The organism is Pseudomonadota bacterium, from assembly GCA_027624715.1.
Classification (GTDB): Bacteria; Pseudomonadota; Gammaproteobacteria; order Burkholderiales; family Eutrophovitaceae; genus Eutrophovita.
The window spans coordinates 20,442-38,335 of sequence record JAQBTV010000001.1 but is presented as its reverse complement, the minus strand read 5'-3'; the positions used below and the strand labels follow the sequence as shown (position 1 = coordinate 38,335).

The 17,894-nt window shown below is 43.5% G+C and carries 15 protein-coding genes and 2 pseudogenes; 8 read left to right on the top strand and 9 right to left on the bottom strand.

All coding sequences use genetic code 11. From position 1 onward, the window contains the following. Positions 1-18: 18 nt before the first annotated feature. A complete protein-coding gene (arsS, locus tag O3A65_00195; GenBank protein MDA1330882.1) occupies positions 19-978 on the bottom strand; it encodes an arsenosugar biosynthesis radical SAM protein ArsS in 960 nt (319 codons plus the stop codon). Between the two features lie 551 nt (positions 979-1,529). Between arsS and O3A65_00190 the strand changes: the two genes are divergently transcribed. Further along, positions 1,530-3,209, top strand: a complete 1,680-nt coding sequence (locus O3A65_00190; GenBank protein ID MDA1330881.1) for an amidohydrolase family protein — start codon at positions 1,530-1,532, stop codon at positions 3,207-3,209. Positions 3,210-3,239: 30 nt separating this feature from the next. Here O3A65_00190 and O3A65_00185 read toward each other — a convergent pair whose 3' ends face one another. Then, positions 3,240-3,779, bottom strand: a complete 540-nt coding sequence (locus O3A65_00185) for a glutathione peroxidase (protein ID MDA1330880.1) — start codon at positions 3,777-3,779, stop codon at positions 3,240-3,242. A 45-nt stretch (positions 3,780-3,824) separates the two neighbouring features. Between O3A65_00185 and O3A65_00180 the strand changes: the two genes are divergently transcribed. Then, positions 3,825-5,042, top strand: a complete 1,218-nt coding sequence (locus O3A65_00180; GenBank protein ID MDA1330879.1) for a CaiB/BaiF CoA-transferase family protein — start codon at positions 3,825-3,827, stop codon at positions 5,040-5,042. 73 nt (positions 5,043-5,115) lie between these two features. Further along, positions 5,116-6,387: an MFS transporter gene (locus O3A65_00175; protein ID MDA1330878.1), complete on the top strand. Its 1,272-nt coding sequence runs from the start codon at positions 5,116-5,118 to the stop codon at positions 6,385-6,387. A 48-nt stretch (positions 6,388-6,435) separates the two neighbouring features. Here the strand turns inward: O3A65_00175 and mog are convergent, their stop codons facing one another. Next, the gene (mog, locus tag O3A65_00170; GenBank protein ID MDA1330877.1) at positions 6,436-7,026 is read right to left on the bottom strand and encodes a molybdopterin adenylyltransferase; all 591 of its coding nucleotides are present in this window, start codon (positions 7,024-7,026) and stop codon (positions 6,436-6,438) included. A gap of 71 nt (positions 7,027-7,097) precedes the next feature. Then, on the bottom strand, positions 7,098-7,586 hold the full coding sequence (locus O3A65_00165; protein MDA1330876.1) for a DUF615 domain-containing protein: 489 nt from the start codon (positions 7,584-7,586) through the stop codon (positions 7,098-7,100). Positions 7,587-7,699: 113 nt separating this feature from the next. Between O3A65_00165 and pmbA the strand changes: the two genes are divergently transcribed. From pmbA to O3A65_00150, 3 genes are read left to right on the top strand one after another with little or no spacing between them, the layout of a single operon-like run. Further along, positions 7,700-9,046 carry a metalloprotease PmbA gene (gene pmbA, locus O3A65_00160; protein ID MDA1330875.1) on the top strand — a complete coding sequence of 449 codons (1,347 nt, stop codon included), beginning with the start codon at positions 7,700-7,702 and terminating at the stop codon, positions 9,044-9,046. Next, a complete protein-coding gene (locus tag O3A65_00155) occupies positions 9,039-10,289 on the top strand; it encodes an MFS transporter (GenBank protein MDA1330874.1) in 1,251 nt (416 codons plus the stop codon). Before pmbA ends, O3A65_00155 begins: the two co-directional genes overlap by 8 nt. Positions 10,290-10,317: 28 nt before the next feature. Next, positions 10,318-11,073, top strand: coding sequence for a hypothetical protein (locus tag O3A65_00150; protein MDA1330873.1), 756 nt, complete (start codon positions 10,318-10,320; stop codon positions 11,071-11,073). Here O3A65_00150 and O3A65_00145 read toward each other — a convergent pair. Further along, complete coding sequence (locus O3A65_00145) at positions 11,070-12,143, bottom strand: 3-deoxy-7-phosphoheptulonate synthase (GenBank protein ID MDA1330872.1); 1,074 nt, start codon at positions 12,141-12,143, stop codon at positions 11,070-11,072. The genes O3A65_00150 and O3A65_00145 overlap by 4 nt on opposite strands. A gap of 231 nt (positions 12,144-12,374) precedes the next feature. Further along, positions 12,375-13,373 (bottom strand): GguC family protein, encoded by a 999-nt coding sequence (gene gguC / locus O3A65_00140; protein ID MDA1330871.1) that lies wholly within the window; start codon positions 13,371-13,373, stop codon positions 12,375-12,377. Positions 13,374-13,508: 135 nt separating this feature from the next. Here gguC and O3A65_00135 point away from each other — a divergent pair, with 135 nt between their 5' ends. Beyond that, the gene (locus O3A65_00135; GenBank protein MDA1330870.1) at positions 13,509-14,303 is read left to right on the top strand and encodes an alpha/beta fold hydrolase; all 795 of its coding nucleotides are present in this window, start codon (positions 13,509-13,511) and stop codon (positions 14,301-14,303) included. A gap of 1 nt (position 14,304) precedes the next feature. Here the strand turns inward: O3A65_00135 and O3A65_00130 are convergent, their stop codons facing one another. Further along, a complete protein-coding gene (locus tag O3A65_00130; protein MDA1330869.1) occupies positions 14,305-15,702 on the bottom strand; it encodes an exonuclease domain-containing protein in 1,398 nt (465 codons plus the stop codon). A gap of 96 nt (positions 15,703-15,798) precedes the next feature. Between O3A65_00130 and O3A65_00125 the strand changes: the two are divergent. Further along, positions 15,799-17,000: pseudogene (locus O3A65_00125) on the top strand (threonine ammonia-lyase). Here O3A65_00125 and O3A65_00120 read toward each other — a convergent pair. Continuing rightward, on the bottom strand, positions 16,997-17,602 hold the full coding sequence (locus O3A65_00120) for a 2-hydroxychromene-2-carboxylate isomerase (GenBank protein MDA1330868.1): 606 nt from the start codon (positions 17,600-17,602) through the stop codon (positions 16,997-16,999). The pseudogene O3A65_00125 and the gene O3A65_00120 sit on opposite strands and share 4 nt — an antisense overlap. Before the next feature lie 50 nt (positions 17,603-17,652). Continuing rightward, positions 17,653-17,781 (bottom strand): annotated as a pseudogene (locus tag O3A65_00115) (rod shape-determining protein RodA). Positions 17,782-17,894: the final 113 nt, after the last annotated feature.

Below are 17,894 nucleotides of genomic sequence, written 5' to 3'. Positions count from 1 at the left end.
GCTGCTATTACATACGTTTTATTGTAGTGCTCCGCTGCAACTAGAGCCCTGTCCAGCGGTGCAGCCAAAGCAGTGATCTCTAACTGCAATCGATTTCCCTTTGATATTGTCTATATTTAAATTTCGTATATGAATCTTTTTTGTTGCGTCTCCAAGAGGGATGCCCAGCATCTGATTAAAATCACAGTCAAATAGGTAACCTTCCCAGTCAATAGAAATTAATGTTTTGCACATGACGGACTTAACATTCTCTTCTCTATAGTTGTCCTGCAGTAGTTGCAAGTAAGTTTCGAATTGACCACGACTCACTAAAGTACTGCCAAAGCGTTTTATAGGCATGTTCGTTATGGTCATTAGTGCATCAAAGTGCACATCATAGTTATTGGCTAAATGTTCCTTATATTCCGCTTCTAGCGTTTCTTGCGGCGGTGGCAAGGTTGCACCCAAAGGGTTATAAACCAGATGCAATTGCAGTTTGGGGTTTCCTTCCCCATAACCCACTTTGTTTAGTCTGCGTAAGCCTCGAATACTTCTATCGAATACGCCGTCCCCTCGTTGTGAATTGACGTTTTCTTCCGAATAGCAAGGCAGTGAAGCCGCGATAATAACCTTATGATCCGATAGAAAATCAGGTAGGTCCTCGTGGCCAGGTTCAGACAGGATCGTTAAGTTGCATCGGTCAATTACTGAAATCTCACGCCCCCGCATTTCGGAGACAAGCTCTCTAAAGTGGGTGTTGAGTTCTGGAGCTCCGCCTGTGAGGTCAACTACATTGGGTTTTACTGCATCAATGAATTGTATGACCTCTCCAATGGTATCGCGCGTCATTTGTTCTGTACGATTGGGGCCAGCATTGACATGGCAGTGAAGGCATGCTTGGTTACATCGATAACCCAGATTGACCTGTACGGTTTCAATCTGTTTACGCTTGAGAGCTGGAAAATTTCTAGATTTAAGAAGCGATAGGGTGTCGTGCATAATGTGAACTTTTTTTATATTTTAATAGATTGAATATTAACAAAATTAAATAATTGTTATTCCTCATGGATTTAGAGGTTGATGCTAAGTAATATGTGTGTGGAGATTGCGCAACATGAATTATTAATTCAAAAATTGGTTCTTAGAGTTCTCTATTGTTTTAATTTAAAGTGAAAAGCGACGAACGTTTATTTTTTGATTTTGATTTTTTTACTTACAAGATCTGATGATAGCTTAAGTTATGGTAGACAACTGAATGTCTACTCTAAATTTGGCAAATGGTGTGCTATATGTAGAAATTGAAACACTTATCCAAGCGTCGCATGACCTTATCTGGACTACATTAACAGACCACAACCGCTTGGCAGAATATATTATAGGAATGTAATTAAGTGGGCTGCTGCGTTATGATGGATTGGCATTGTTTGTGCCTGTATTATTTATAATTAGCGTTAGTATAACTATTGGCTAACGTGCGCGACAAGTTTAAGTTTGCAACATCTAACTGAGACATTCTGAGACAGCAAGTCGACAGTGTAGGGAGACCATATATGCTTGATATTCGTTTTGATAATGTCACGATCATTGACGGGACTGGAAAGCCTGGGTCTTTGGGATCTGTAGGCGTTCAGGAGGGCCGTATTCTCGAGGTTGGATCTTGTTATAGGCGAGCGAAAGAAACAATTGATGCTTCAGGCTTGTGTCTGATGCCCGGCATTGTTGATAACCACACACATTACGATGCGCAAGTGACTTGGGATCCCTATTGCAATCCATCACCTCTGCTGGGCGTCACCACTCTAGTCATGGGGAATTGTGGGTTCACGATCGCACCATGCCATCCCAGCGATCGCGATATTACGATGCGAAATCTAACCCAAGTCGAGGGTATGTCCATTGATGCGCTCAAAGATGGTATTGATTGGAGCTTTGAGACATTTCCCCAGTACCTAGACATGCTCGAGAAAAAAGGAGTTGTGCCTAACGTTTGTTGTTTTGTCGGGCACTCCAGCGTTAGAACTTATGTCTTACGGGGTGACGCTGCGACGAGAGTTGCTACGCCTCAAGAAGTCCAACAAATGAAAGCTATTGTCATTGAGGCAATGGAAGCGGGTGCTTGTGGTTTTGCAACGACGCGGTATCCAGGACATAACGGAGAGCATGGCATCCCTATGCCTTCTAGACTTGCCGATGATGCTGAAATGTTGACTTTGTCTGGTGCATTAAAGAATGTAGGGCGAGGTGTTTTAATGATGACCAAGTCATTTGATATGCCTATAAGCAATATAGAGAAACTGAGTGCGGAAGCCAATCGGCCTTATTTAATTGCAGCGCTTCTGCACTCACATCTTGACCCGAACAAAACTTTTTCTGACTTATCGCAAATAAAAGCGGCTCAGTCGCGTGGTAATCGTTTGTATGGAGCCGTATCGGCATGTCCACTCAGTATGGATTTTTCTTTCCACTCACCATATCCCCTTGAAGGTTTTGCATGTTGGCACCCTTTGATGGATCTAGACGTTGAAGCTTATAAGGATGCGCTAGCTGATCCAGGTTTCAGACAAGCATTTATGGATGAGTTGAATAGTGGAGAGGTAAAGGTTTTTAGTGGGCAGTGGGATAAAATCTATGTCGCTCAAGTAGCCAGCGCGGAAAATTTTTCTCTTGAGGGTAAGTCTATTGCTGATTTGGCTGAGGTGTCGCACAAAGCCCCGTTTGACTTCATGTTGGATCTAGCGCTTGAAGAAAACCTCGATACGATGTTCACTGCGACCATCATGAATTCGGATGAGGATGCTGTAGGGAAAATGATGTGTGATGAAAACGCAATTATTTCACTTTCTGATGCTGGAGCTCATTTAACATTTTTATGTGATGCTGGATTTGGGTTACACGTTTTGGGGTATTGGGCGAGAGACAAGAAAATCATGCCGCTGGAAAAGGCGGTACATAAACTGACCTTAGAGCCAGCTAAACTATTTGGAATTAAAAATAGGGGTTACATTGGCCCAGGTGCCTGGGCAGATTTATTACTATTTGATCCAAGTACTGTGGGCCGAGGTCCTACGCAGCGGCTGCATGATCTACCTGCAGGGGCCTCCCGTCTTACAACTCCTGCCTTAGGTGTTCATGGCGTTTGGGTTAATGGACAGAAAGTTGCTGATGGAGATGGTTTCGTTAGCGGTGTGCCACTTGCTGGTCAAGTGATTCGGGAGTATGACGCGTACTAGCGCGTGTCTCACCAATGGTATGTTCGGTTTTTATTGCAGTAGTTGTTCAAGTTTTTTGACAAGCTTTGCATTCATGGGACTTATTGAGGACGAAAAACTAAAGGCGCGGGTCCCGTCGCGCGATATTAAATACTTATGAAAGTTCCAGCTTGGAGATACGCCCGTCATTGACTGTAATTCGGAAAAAATCGGATTGCTGTTTGGCCCAACCACATCGGTCTTTTCGACCATCGGAAAATTGACGCCATAGTTAAGTCGGCAGAAATCTTGGATGTCTTTATTGGATCCCGGCTCCTGATCTCCAAAATTATTTGCTGGAAAGCCAATCACCACAAGGCCTTTCTCGGCGTACTTTTGGAAGAGCGATTCTAGTGCCTCATATTGAGGTGTATTGCCACATTGACTCGCCGTGTTGACGGCTAAAATCACCTTGCCTTGATATTCGCAAAAGTCAATAGACTGACCGTTTAGGTTATTTAGACGGGCATTCAATACCTTTGGGCATTCGGCACTCATAACAGCTTGGGTGGTACACATACTTATAAGGAGCACTAAAATATTTTTTAACATGAGGCAGAACCGCTTTCTATCAAATATGATGGTAACACATAATTTATCTATTTTTGCTGTGTTACAGAAGGAATCGCTGTGGGACCTCTTGAAAATGTAAAGGTTCTTGAGTTGGGGCAGTTAATTGCTGGGCCATTTTGTACAAGGGTAATGGCTGAGTTTGGGGCTCAAGTGATTAAAGTTGAATCTCCCAAAGGGGGTGATCCCCTCAGAAAATGGAGGAAGTTATACAAAGATAAGTCACTTTGGTGGTTGTTGCAAGCCAGGAACAAACAGTCAGTGACAATCAATCTAAAAGAAAAAGACGGGCAAGCGATCGTTCGACGTTTGGCAAAAGACGTTGATGTTGTCGTGGAAAATTTCCGACCGGGTGCCATGGAAAAATGGGGTTTAGATTATGACTCCCTTGCGAAAGAAAATCCGGGTTTGGTGATGGTGCGTTTATCGGGGTATGGCCAAACAGGCCCTTATCGTGACAGACCTGGGTTTGGGGCTATTGGCGAGGCGATGGGTGGGCTGAGACATGTCACTGGGTACCCTGACCGGCCACCCGTAAGAGTAGGTATTAGTCTGGGTGATGCGGTGGCGTCACTATATGGTGTTATTGGCGCATTGATGGCGCTTAGGCAACGTGACACTTCGGGCAAAGGGCAGATTGTTGATGTTGCTTTATACGAAGCTGTTTTCAGTCTGATGGAAAGTATGGTTCCGGAGTTTGATTATTATGATTTTGTTCGGGAGCGGACCGGTTCTACGTTACCGGGGATTGCTCCCTCTAATTCTTATTTAACAAAAGATGGTAAGTATGTAGTCATAGGGGCTAACGGCGATTCCATTTTTAATAGGATGATGCTCGCTATTGATCGCGTCGATTTGGCGGTTGATCCTGAGTTGTCGGGCAACGATGGCAGGGCGGCTCGTAGTGATGAATTAGATACGATTATCGGTGACTGGTGTGCGTTGCATGACCTGCAGCATGTGCTTAAGGTACTGGAAAAAGCTGAGGTGCCGTCGGGAAAAATATACGATGTTGCTGATATTGTTTCTGATGTCCACTATCGTGCGAGGCATATGATTGAAGAGTTTGCATTGTCGAAAGATGAAAGTCTACTTATCCCAGGGATTGTTCCAAAGCTTTCTGATACTCCGGGTAAGACGCAATGGTTGGGGCCCGATCTAGGCGAACATACTAATGCGATTTTATCTGGCGCAGGTTACTCAGTGGAGCAAATTCAAGATTTTAGAGATCGGAATATCGTCTAATCATGTATAAGTATGGTTATGACTAATCGATCTAACTAAGGTGGACAACTTGAGCCAAAGCGGGATATCAAACATGCTAAATGACGGATACACGAAACGGCATCTTTGGGCTTGGTCGATGTATGATTTCGCGAATTCAGGTTATACGACCGTAGTCATAACCGCCATTTTTAACGCCTACTTTGTATCTATCGTTGCTGAGAATGAGGTTTGGGCTACGTTTTTATGGACGTTAGTGCTCTCTTTTTCCTACTTGCTTGTAGTGATTACCGGGCCGGTTGTGGGAGCATATATAGATGTGACGCGGTCTAAAAAAAAGGTATTGTTTGTAGTTACGCTAGGTTGTGCGCTGAGCACTATTGTGTTGTCAACTGTAGGCCAAGGTGAATTGTGGTTTGCTACACTATTTTTAGTAATTTCAAATTACTTCTTTAGTATTGGCGAAAATATCATTGGCTCTTACCTCCCAGAAATAGCTAAAAAGGAATCAGTTGGTCGCGTATCGGGAATTGGCTGGGCTATTGGGTATTTTGGTGGCATCTTGACCTTGGCTTTATCTCTTGTAACCATTTCTCAACTGGAGTCGATGGGTTGGGAGGCTGAGCAGTATGTGCCAATGACCTTGATTATCACGGGCGTTATCTTTCTTTTAGCGGCTTTACCTACATTCATTTACTTGGATAGAGACGAAGCAAAGAAAATAGACAATCTAAGTATTGCGTTTGTGACCAATCGATTTCTGGATACGCTGCGTCAGGGGCGCAGGTTTGTTGATTTGTATCGGTTTTTGTTGAGTACAGTTTTTTTTCAGGGCGGGGTTCAAGCGGTCATAGCGCTTGCCGCTATATATGCGCAGCAAGTGATTGGATTTACCTTTACTGAAACCATCATGTTGATTATGGTTGTTAATCTTACAGCGGCTTTGGGCGCATACATCTTTGGTCGGCTGCATGATTTTTTGGGCCATCAGCAGTCTTTGATCGTCATATTGATCGGATGGATTGTAGTGACATTATTGGCATGGTTATCTGATAGCCGACCCAGTTTCTGGGTAACCGCTAATTTGGTTGGGTTGTTGCTTGGTGCTTGCCAATCTAATGCTCGGGCGTTTGTGTCGGTCCTGACGCCGATAAGCAGGAAAGCCGAATTTTTTGGACTTTGGGGTATATCGGTTAAGTGTGCATCGATCCTGGGACCGCTCACCTATGGGGCTCTTACCTGGCTCACGAATGGAGACCATCGAAATGCGATTTTATCTTTAGTAGTCTTGTTTGTAATAGGCCTGTCTATTCTAATGACCGTTGATGCCGAGCGAGGCATGTCGGCCGCTAGGCATTCGTATTAGCTGTTATTTGGTGATGCGGAATAGTTAATAAGTCGCCAACTACCGAAGTTATTTTTTGTTTCTTCTGGCAGATTTTGGTCTAAAGGCGCTGCAAAACTCCTCCTGGCAATCAATATAAGGTCCGCCAATCAAGTCGATACAGTACGGTACCGCGGAAAATATTCCGTGCGTAATTGTTTTTCCCTCGGTATTTTTCAGCCCTTCGAGAGTTTCTTTGATTGCTTTGGGCTGACCAGGCAAGTTTATGATGAGGGTATGCTTTCTGATTACGGCGACTTGCCGAGATAGAATCGCAGTCGGTACAAAATTAAGGCTGATTTGACGCATTTGCTCACCAAAACCAGGCATTATTTTATCTGCGATTGCTAAGGTCGCTTCTGGTGTGACATCCCGGAGAGAAGGCCCGGTGCCTCCAGTTGTAAAGACCAGGTCGCATTTATTTTGATCCACGAGTCCTATGAGGTTCTCTTCAATTATTTCCTGTTCATCGGGAATAAGTTTTTCAACATATTCGATAGGATTAGCTAGGGCGCTGTCTAACCATTGCCTCAAAGAGGGTAATCCCTCATCTGTATAGACACCACTTGATGCACGGTCACTGATTGAGATGAGGCCAATGCGTACTTTTTCTCTACTCATAAAAAATCGATGCCTTTTCCTTGATGTGTATGTGCCTAATTTTAATAAGAAACTATAATAAATTACGTCACTTATCCGTTCTTTTCTTGGAGAACTGTTGATATGAGTTTGAATAACTTACGGTAGGATGATTTTGACTTATTCGACAATGTTCCGCGACAATCTGAAATTAGAGGCTCCAGTTCGGATGAGTCTGCAGTAGGGTAGAGAGCGGAGAAATCTTTTAAACTCTGCTCATCATCTAGAAGTTTGTTACGCCATGACTCTGTTGCGTGAAGCAGTTTTACTTTAGCCGCAGAAGGTTGTTTAAGTTGTTCAAGCTGTATGCGTATTGGATCAACATCAATATTCCGCATTATTTTCCCTATGAATTGCAGTTGCCTACGTTTTGCGCCGTTTTGCCTTATATTTTTTGCTTCAAAGACTTCATGTTTTAAGGAATCTGGAAGCTCAAATTTGTTTAAAACGTCTCTCGGCAGAGCCACGAGGGATTCGCCGATATTTTGTAGATCTTCCATTTCTTTTTTTAGTTTTGTTTTGCTTGGTCTTGATGAATCCATAAGTCTGATAGGAAGTTGGTTGTGGTGATATCATTCAATACGTTAGTCGTATTTAACATTTTGAGTTTCTAAGTACTTTTCGTTAGTGTTTTTTTAGGTGAGTGATATAAAAAATGTCCCAAAAAGAGTTTGCGTATAGCATAGACCAATTCAAAGAAATTGCGGAAAAAACCCTACAAATGGCCAAAGCTCTAGGAGCAAGCTCAGTCGAAGTGGATCTTAACGAGGGTCTAGGTAGTGCGGTATCAGTTCGAAAAGGTGAGGTCGAGAATCTGGAATATAGCCGGGACAAGGGTTTAGGCTTGACGGTCTACGTTGGATATCGAAAAGGATTTGCCAGTACAACTGATTTAGGCGCAGAAGCAATTGGACATACAGTAGAAGCCGCTGTATCGATAGCTCAACTGACTGCAGAAGACTCGTTCTCTGGATTGGCTGATCCAGACCGATTGGCGAGAGAAGTCTGTGATCTTGATCTTTACCATCCATGGCATATATCCATGGAGGATTCAATAGACCTTGCTCGCGAGTGCGAACAAGCGGCGTTTGACGTGAGTCCTGAAATTAAGAATTCTGAGGGCGCTAGCGTATCGGTTCAAGAGGGCCAGTTTGTGTACGCGAACTCAAATGGGTTTATGCAAGGGTTCCCCAGCACACGTCATTATATAAGTTGTTCGGTGACCGCTGGTGAGGGAGATCAAATGCAGAGGGATGGGTGGTGGAGTACCGCGCGATGCGCGGAAGATATGGAGTCTGCCTATGAGATTGGCAAGCGTGCCGGGAGTCGAGCTCTCGGAAAGGTGGGTGCAAAAAAAATCAATACCAAGAAAATACCTGTTCTTTTTGAAGCGCCCTTAGCTTCAGGAATACTGAGGCATTTTGTGTCAGCGGTCAGTGGTGGCAATTTGTATCGCCAACAATCTTTTTTGGAGGGTAAGGTTGGAGAAATTGTGTTTCCTGAGCTTATATCGATTGAAGAAGATCCTTTCGTGCCTCGAGGCTTGTCTAGTACTTCGTTTGATAATGAGGGTGTTCAAGCAACTAAGCGATCCATTGTTTCTGCAGGACGGCTAGAGGGGCTATTTTTGAGTACCTATTCAGCTAAAAAACTGGGGTTAGCTTCGACCGGAAACGCAGGGGGTGCTCATAACCTGTTTGTCCGTTCTCTTAGGGCTACATATGAGTTTAGTGATTTATTGAAAATGATGCATACAGGTTTTCTGGTTACCGATCTTCTTGGGCACGGAACCAATATGGTGACTGGAGATTATTCTCGAGGCGCATCAGGCTATTGGGTGGAAAATGGGGAAATCGCGCATCCTGTTCAAGAGGTCACTGTAGCGGGTAATCTTAAAGACATGTTTAAAGCTATCAGTGCAATAGGTAATGATGTTTTGAATCGTTCTTCTTTTAAGGTAGGGTCTGTTCTGATAGATTCAATGACTGTTGGCGGTGAATAAACAATCTGAAGAGAGCGTGCGTGCGATATCGTTGCGTCAAGCGTTATTGGTTTTCTTACCATTCGCGTGCGGCTATTTTCTGTCGTATTTATTTCGCTCCATTAATGCGGTCATAGCCCCAAATCTGATTTCCGAGTTTGATTTGAGTGCAAGTGAATTGGGTCTATTGACCTCAGTTTACTTCTTAACTTTTGCATCTTTACAAATTCCTATTGGGGTCTTCCTTGATCGTTTTGGTCCCCGGCGAGTGAATGCGACGTTGCTAATCTTGGCGTCTATTGGTGCTTTTATTTTTTCTAGGGCCGACAGCTTCCAGAGTTTACTTTTAGGCCGTGCATTTATTGGCTTTGGTGTGGCGGCTTGTTTGATGTCGAGCATCAAGATGTTCTCCTTGTGGTTCCCAAAGGAAAAGCTTCCGGAAATGACTGGGAGAATTATGTTTATTGGTGGTCTTGGAGCAATTTCTGCGACTGCCCCGGTAGAGTACGCGCTGTCTTTTACTGGATGGAGAGAATTCTTTCTAGTTCTATGTGTTGCTACGGTTGTCGCATCAGCAATTGTGTTTTTTTTGGCTCCAGATAGAAAAAATGCTTATGACATTGGCTCGACGAAGGATCAATTACTGGGGGCGCTGAGTGTGTATCGATCGCCAATATTTTGGCAAATCGCATTAGGCTCAGTAATACCTCAAGCATTCAATATGTCTGTGCAAGGGTTGTGGGCTGGGCCTTGGCTATCAGATGTGGCTGGACTAGATCGCACGAGCGTAGCCATGCATCTGTTAATGTTAGGTATTGCCACGATGCTCGGCTTTCTCTTCTGGGGTGCTTTTGCTACGCGAATGAATCGACGTGGCATTGAGCCGATCGTGATACTTATTTGGGCTACGGTTGCTTATATGGCCTTGCAGCTTCTTCTTGTTTTTGAGGTTACTCAGGCGCCATGGATCATTTGGATTGGGTGGGGATTGTTGGGCACATCTGGCAGCTTAGCGTTTTCAATTATCTCCCATAGCTTTCCAGTACAACTTACGGGACGTGCCACCACCGCATTAAATCTTTTAGCGTTTACAACGGCATTCGGGTCTCAATGGTTATTCGGTATCATATTAAATCAATGGGACGCCGTAGATAGTGGTTATGCGCCAGAAGGGTATGTCCGTGCTTTCAGTATTTTTTTAATTCTTCAGGTATTAGGATTTTCTTGGATGGTGCGCGGGTATCTAAAGCATCGAAGCACTTAAAATATATCATTTCTAGACTTAAACATTCATGACAGAAAATATAACGATCAGGCTCCCTTTGCTTAAGTTGATTCTCGGCTCAGCAATTTTTGCGTATGAGAAGCGCTTCGTACTTGCTCGTTCGCTATGGTTGCCGTTTGTCATTGGAGTGACTTTATCGTTTGCTGATTCTTCCAGCGTGAAAATCATCGGCGAGGAGATTGCAGTTGGTGAGGTAACGGGTAGGTATGGTGTTATGTTATTTGTCCTTACTGCTATGTTTTTCATCACAGTCATAGCCTCTGTCCGTACATATCGAGTCTTATTGGAGTGTGACTTAGCTAAGATTTCGTGGATTTCGTGGGGATTGTCGGAAACTAAATTCACTCTAGCCATGTTTTTTTTAGCGATGATATTTATGATCGTGTTGGTCATTACGAGTACGATTCTTGTGAGTATTTTTAATGCCTTAGGGGATGTTGGCTATTTGGCCATGCTCAACTTCTTGCCACCGATTTATATCGCTGCGAGATTTATACTCGTGTTTCCTGAAGTGAGCAGAAATCCTGAGATTGGGCTCTTTGAAGCCTTTAAGTGGTCTTGGATGGTCACTAGAGGAAATGGCCTGTTGTTGATGTTTTTGGCAGTTATTTTTCCTGTGGCAATCGCCCTTGCGATTAACTGGTTTAGTCTTACTGGGATCCCCTTTGCAAAGCTTACCGGTACGATATTAGTATGGTTTGTCCTACCTTTTGAGGTAGCGCTAATCGCACTGAGTTACTCGACGATACAAAAACTCAGTTAACGCACTGAAAGAACTGGTGCCAACTTTTTGTGTGCATCGAGCAATGTTTTCTCAGTGGTCGCCCAATCGATACATGGATCTGTGATGGATATACCGTACTGCATTTTGCTCCGGTCCTGAATTAATTTCTGGTTGCCAGGACCTATGTTGCTCTCAAGCATCATGCCAATAATCGATTTATTCCCATCAACGACTTGATTGATACAATCGATGAAGACGAGGGGTTGTAGATTGTGATCTTTGTTTGAGTTCGCATGGCTACAATCGACGATTATGTTTGAAGGTAGCTTAGGTTTAGCTTCACTAAGTTCTTTTTCAACTAAAGATATGGATACTGAGTCGTAATTAGGTCCTCTTGATCCTCCTCGAAGCACGATATGCCCGTAGCTATTACCCTTCGTATGAGTGATCGCAACTTGACCATCGCTATTAATACCTAAAAAACTGTGCGGATTAGACACTGAGTGGAGAGCGTTGACCGCTACAGACAAGCTGCCATCAGTTCCATTTTTAAATCCGACAGGAGAAGATAGTGCGCTAGCCATTTCCCGATGAGTTTGAGACTCGGTCGTTCGAGCCCCTATGGCGCTCCAAGAGATCAGGTCGCCTAAGTACTGAGGGCTGATTGGATCAAGGGCTTCTGTGCCTGCAGGTAACCCCATTTCATTGATATCGATCAGTAGCCGTCGCGCGATACGAATGCCTTCTTCGATATCGAAAGATTCATTCATGTGCGGGTCATTGATGAGTCCCTTCCAGCCTACCGTGGTACGTGGTTTTTCAAAGTAAACCCGCATCACAATCATCATTGTCTCGAAGACCTGTACCGAGAGTTTTTGCAGTCTACTGGCGTAGTCCATTGCTGCTTTTGTATCGTGTATGGAGCAGGGACCAACGACCACCAAGAGACGCTTATCTTTTCGGTCCAAAATGGCTTCGATAGATTTGCGCCCGTTGATAATGGTTGATATGGCCTTATCGGGCACTGGCAGCTCGCTTTTTATGATTTGCGGTGTAGAGAGTATTTGCTGCGCTTTAACATTTAGGTTGTTGATTAATTCTTGGCTCATATCTTGATGTAATTATTCTTATATTTTGATTGTGAATATTAGTTTCTGAACACAAATTACGAATTAAATTTATATTTTTATCGTTAGATAAGATACAGTATAAAATTAGTGCTAACCTTGTAAACCCATCCATTCATTGTATTTATTTACCTGTACAGTAGCGTATTTTTCATTTGGGCGCCTCGTGGTCAGGCTTATTGAGATTTTATTTAAACCGATGTCCATTCAGTGTTATAAAGATTTAACTATGATTTTTTCATCTTTATTTTTGCTCTTCACTAGCGTATTTCTGAGTGGGTAGCCAAAAGTGGCTGATTCAATCTCAAAAACATCACCATCTTGAGTCTTAATATTTTTCGTAAAGCTTCCGTTGGCCGCACCAAAAAAGTGTATGTGAACATCACCTGATCGTCTGAATTCGGGGTACTTGAAGTGGTGGTGTTCTAAGTTTTGAATTGAGTGAGACATATGGTTATCGCCTGATAGCCATTCATCCTCCCAAATCACCACATTCGACCTTAAGAGTCGTGCGCTGCCTTGAACATCCAGTGGTAAATCTCCGATTAATAGCTCGGGACCATACGAGCAATGTCTTAATTTCGAGTGGGATAAATATAGGTAGTTTTGTCTCTCCATGATATGGTCAGAGTACTCATTGGCGAGAGCGTAACCCACGCGCCTTACAGCTGAGGTCTCATCAATTAGGTAGATACCAACTAGTTCAACTTCCTCCCCACCATCTAGAGCATAAGCTGGCCATATTAGCTCTGCTTCAGGATCTACGACCCAATCCCCGTCTCCTTTATAGAACCATTCCGCTTGAGTTCCGATTTTTGTGCCGTTTGGTTTACCACCATCCAGACCCCATTTAAACATTTTCATTGAGTCTGTTAACGATGACTCGTCTCGATCAAGTTTTGCGTGCATGGAGTCTCGGGCATTGACGCTCTCGAGGTGAGATAACCCTGTTCCTGAGACTAGTTGATGATAAGGGTTGGGGTGATGAAAGGGGACATGAATCCTCTTTTCAGCGAGGATTTGATCCATCGTGTCCTTTTCTTCGCTTGACCGCTCGTTGATGATGTTCTCAATAAATTCTCGTTTCTTAATCGATTCTAGTGCTAGCTCATAGGTGGTAGTGGCTCCTTTAATAGTGTGCACGACGCCACCCTCAGATACCCGACCAACTCTCCTTGCGCCATCTCTCCCCTTAAATTGAATGATTCGCACTGATTACCTCCACGTTAGTTATTATGTTAGTTCTTGCCTGCAATATTGGCTATTCTAATGAAACATTCATATAAATTTAGAATTACTGAGACATCATGCCTAAACGGTTGGTGATCAATGTGGGGAGTGAGATCAATGCGATTGCAAGTGAATGGGGTGACGTTAAATTATGAAGTTTTCGGGGACTCAGGCCCATGGGTTGTTTTAAGTCATTCGTTGATGTGTGATTTGAAGATGTGGGGGGCGCAAATTGATGCGCTTAAAAGTCATTACCGAGTTTTGGCTTTTGACACGCGAGGACATGGTGGAAGCGAGGCGCCAGAGGGTGCGTATACGCTTGATCAGTTAGCGATCGATGCAAAGGCATTGCTCGATAGACTGGACATAAAGAACCCTCATTGGATCGGGTTGTCTATGGGAGGCATGATCGGCATGACTTACGCAATCAAGTTTCCAAATTCATTCGCTTCTCTTGTTTTATGTGACACTACAAGTCGTATGCCTTTGGAGGCGCAACCCGCATTGCGGGAACGAATCGCCATAGCAAAAAAAGAAGGTATGAAGGCGTTAGTATCTGGGACCATGGAGCGATGGTTTACAGACTCTTTTTTGAGTCAGCCTCGACCCGAGATCGAATTTGTCGCTAGTCTGATTGAGAAGACACCGGTAGCTGGTTATGTGGGCTGCTGCCATGCGATTTCACAGATAAATTGCACAGAGCGCTTGGCAGAAATTAAAGTACCGATTAAGATTATTGTCGGGGACTCAGATGTTGGGACACCGGTGTCTATGTCAAAAGAGATTCAAGCTGCAGCCCCTGGGTCAAGTCTAACGGTTATTGAGGGGGCGTCTCACTTATCGAATTTGGAGCAACCTCAACAATTTAATAAGGCATTGTTAGATTTTTTGAAAGAGCATTCGATGCGGTGAGCTAAACTTGAGGAATGATGGTGATGTGATTTGGTGGCTTTTCTATGAATTTACGTAAGATTTGAAACGTATCATAGTCGAATTTTTTCGACGGTAAAAGGCGATATTTATTGCTTGAGTTGTTGCCTGCAACTCGGTATTCAAGGTAAGCCCAATTCCTAACTCTATGTTTTTCTACGAGGCTGCCTCGCTCACTTTGCTCGATCAAAAGTACTTCACCCTTAAAGGGCCAGCTTGGAATTAAAAATTTATTTAGCGCCAGTGATAGTCGCATCGCGTGATTCAGCTTCGATTCCTTTTCAACGCAAGCACCCATACAAACTCCTAATTGATGGGAGAAGCAAGATCCTAATCCAGGCTCTATAGCCAATGTTTTTAGGCAAAGATTGTAAGTTTTCGATAGATCTCTAAGAGTCTTCAAAGCTGCTTTTTTACTCTCGAAAATACCGTAAATGGAACCGAATGGGATCGCAGTAAATTCTAATAGCTCCTTAATTTGAGGATCTTTTGGCCCGTCAATTGGATCCCAATGAATTGTAAAACTTTCTTTTTTTTGTCTCAGTTTTCGGTTGTACAAGGGGCTCATCGTCTTAACGAGTTGGGACTCCAATAGCAATGCGCCCAGCTCACTTGCCGACTCGCACCATTCGATTTGGGTTATGTTTTGATTGATTTTGAGGTCTTTTTTATTTGAGTGATCTCCGCTGAAATGAGAGTTGATTCGCATACGTAAGTTCTTACTTTTTCCAACGTATAGGACACAACCATTTTCACCTTTAAAGATGTAGATGCCAGGGCAAGAGGGGATAGCATCAACCATTTCTTTATCGATTCCTTTTGGAAGCGAGGATCCCTTGAGTAGCTTTTCTATCGAAGAGGAGATTAAACAAGACTCAAAGTTTTTTTGGACGTATTGAGCGAAGCCCCAGATTGCTCTAGTGTCAGTCATCGCGCGATGACGGGTTCCGCAAACCAATGAAAGTCTTTTGATTATGCTATCTAATCCGTGCTTCCTTTCTTCTGGATAAAGGAGCCGAGAGAGCTTGACCGTGCAAAGCAAGCTAGGAGAATATTTAATCCCGTTACTTTTGAATTCATTTCGCAGAAAAGCGTAATCAAAGCGAACATTATGTGCGACTAAGATCTTTCCATCTAAACGGGCGAATAAACTTTCATAAATGTCACTAAATGTAGGTGCATTTTTGACCATTTCATCGTTAATTCCTGTAATCATTTGAATGTTGAAAGGAATTTTTTTTTGCGGATTTATCAGTGTTTGCCATTCGTCCTGATATTCTCCATTTTTGACCGATATGAGACCGATTTCAGTTATACGATCTGTGTCAGTCATGGCTCCAGTTGTTTCTAAATCAAGAAAGACAAATTCGCCTAAAAACATATTGTGTCAGTTAAAAGAAATAATATTTATAATGTGTGGTGAGAATATGTCGCTATTATAGTCGCTACTAGTTATTACTTAATCCGCGCATAATCTATGAATCAATTGTTTAGAGATATCCAGCAAGCTCATCGAGATATTTCTCCGAGTATCCAGAAGACACAGTTTGTGCAATCGATCACGTTATCGAGCCTACTTTCGTGCCAAGTATATTTGAAGTTTGAGAATCACCAGTTCACAGCGTCCTTTAAAGAACGTGGCGCCTTGAATCGGATCCTCTCAATGAGCCCGGCGGAGCGTGCTAAGGGTGTTATTGCAGCATCTGCAGGAAATCATGCTCAAGGGCTGGCCTATCATGCAACAAGGCATGGAGTTCGATCTGTTATCGTCATGCCTCGTATTGCTCCACAGGTTAAGGTTACGCATACGCGTGCATTAGGGGCGGAAGTCTTGCTGCATGGAGATAATTTTGATGCGGCACGAGAATATGCGTTAGAGCTTGCAACAGAAAAGGGGTTAATTTTTGTTCACCCTTATGACGACACTAAGGTAATTGCCGGTCAGGGAACAATTGCATTGGAGATGTTAGACGCTATCCCTGATTTAGACGCGATTCTTGTTCCAATCGGAGGGGGGGGCTCATCGCTGGCATTGCAACCGCCGCTAAGGCAATTAATCCCAATGTAGAAGTTTATGGTGTTGAGTCCGCTCATTTTAATTCTATGTATGCTCGAATTAAAGGTGTACCTGCCTGTTTTGGTTCGGTCACGATAGCTGATGGGATCGCTGTTAAAGAGCCAGGGAAACTGGCCTCTAAAATTGTATCCGAATTGGTTACTGATATTTTTCTTGTTGCCGAGGACGAAATTGAGGAAGCAATACTTCTTCTGCTAGAGATTGAAAAGACGCTTGTTGAGGGGGCGGGTGCTGTTGGTTTAGCGGCGCTCAAAAGAAACAAAGACTCATTTAAGGGTAAAAAAGTGGGGTTAATTCTTTGTGGCGGAAATGTAGACCCATTGACACTGACCGCGATTATCGAGCGCGGCATGGTTAAATCAGGTCGTTTAGTTCGTATAAATGTACACATGACCGATTTACCTGGAGCGCTGGCTGTGGTAACGCGCATTCTTGGTGAATGTAATGCCAATATTGATGAGGTACATCACCAGCGCACGTTCACTGCGCTACCTGTGCAAAGTGCGGAGGTTGAATTCTCTCTCAAAACTCGTGATCATCAGCACATAGAGGATATTATTTCGGCCTTAAGTGACAATGGTTTTGCGACTAGTAAGGTTTAACTTTTTTTGAGACTTCGTTTGACAAAATCAAGTCGGTCTTGGCCCCAGAATAACTCCCCTCCAATTATGTATGTTGGTGCGCCAAAGACGCCACTATCAATTGCGTATTGCGTGTTGCGTTCTAAATCTTTTGCAGATTGATCGTTGGCGGCCAGACCAAGTAATTCATCACCATTTAAGCCACAATTTTCAAGAGATGTTCTGACTTCATCAGGCGATGCCATGTTTCTATTCTCCACCCAGCAGCCTTTCATTAAGCTAAGGCTAACTTCCATTGCCTTATCCGATCCGTAGGCATTAACCACAGCAACAACAATCAAAGATACCAGGGTGGCATTGTAGGGAAAGTACTCCGGCCTAATGATGATTGGCGATTGTAGGAATGATTTCCATCTTTTTAACTCGGAGATTCTATAGTTTTGACGTTGGGTCGACCGTTGGGCTACGGCTACCCCTCCAGTGGCTGCAAAAAGCTTTGGGACATCAAAGGGGAATACATTGATGACCGCACGGTGCTCAGTCGCTAAAGCATACAGGCGTTCATGTCCTAAATATGTCCATGGAGATGGGGGAGAAAAAAAATAATCAATGGTTTTGGACATAAGGCTTACAAATTTAGATGTTGATGGGAATGTGTTGGTGGTCTTTAACGTGCTGGAGCGACGCCCATTCCGCATAACCCGAACTTCACGATAATGGGGTTTGTGACGGTTTCTCCTTCAAGTGGGGAGATATGGTAACCCTCTGCATCAGTTGATGCTGGTGTTTGCGCTTGAATAATGGTGCTGACTAGGCTTAGTAGCGAGAAAGAGATTGTGACAACTATGTTCATCTCAGTGTCCTTTGCAAGTTATTGCGTTGAATCCATCTTAATCTAATTTATAGATCTATTCG

What these genes read in the sequence shown, in the direction of transcription:
- arsS (MDA1330882.1), bottom strand. Translation starts at nt 978, where the DNA reads ATGCACGACACCCTATCGCTTCTTAAATCTAGAAATTTTCCAGCTCTC.
- O3A65_00190 (MDA1330881.1), top strand. Translation starts at nt 1,530, where the DNA reads ATGCTTGATATTCGTTTTGATAATGTCACGATCATTGACGGGACTGGA.
- O3A65_00185 (MDA1330880.1), bottom strand. Translation starts at nt 3,779, where the DNA reads ATGTTAAAAAATATTTTAGTGCTCCTTATAAGTATGTGTACCACCCAA.
- O3A65_00175 (MDA1330878.1), top strand. Translation starts at nt 5,116, where the DNA reads ATGCTAAATGACGGATACACGAAACGGCATCTTTGGGCTTGGTCGATG.
- mog (MDA1330877.1), bottom strand. Translation starts at nt 7,026, where the DNA reads ATGAGTAGAGAAAAAGTACGCATTGGCCTCATCTCAATCAGTGACCGT.
- O3A65_00165 (MDA1330876.1), bottom strand. Translation starts at nt 7,586, where the DNA reads ATGGATTCATCAAGACCAAGCAAAACAAAACTAAAAAAAGAAATGGAA.
- pmbA (MDA1330875.1), top strand. Translation starts at nt 7,700, where the DNA reads ATGTCCCAAAAAGAGTTTGCGTATAGCATAGACCAATTCAAAGAAATT.
- O3A65_00150 (MDA1330873.1), top strand. Translation starts at nt 10,318, where the DNA reads ATGACAGAAAATATAACGATCAGGCTCCCTTTGCTTAAGTTGATTCTC.
- O3A65_00145 (MDA1330872.1), bottom strand. Translation starts at nt 12,143, where the DNA reads ATGAGCCAAGAATTAATCAACAACCTAAATGTTAAAGCGCAGCAAATA.
- O3A65_00135 (MDA1330870.1), top strand. Translation starts at nt 13,509, where the DNA reads ATGCGATTGCAAGTGAATGGGGTGACGTTAAATTATGAAGTTTTCGGG.
- O3A65_00130 (MDA1330869.1), bottom strand. Translation starts at nt 15,702, where the DNA reads ATGTTTTTAGGCGAATTTGTCTTTCTTGATTTAGAAACAACTGGAGCC.
- O3A65_00120 (MDA1330868.1), bottom strand. Translation starts at nt 17,602, where the DNA reads ATGTCCAAAACCATTGATTATTTTTTTTCTCCCCCATCTCCATGGACA.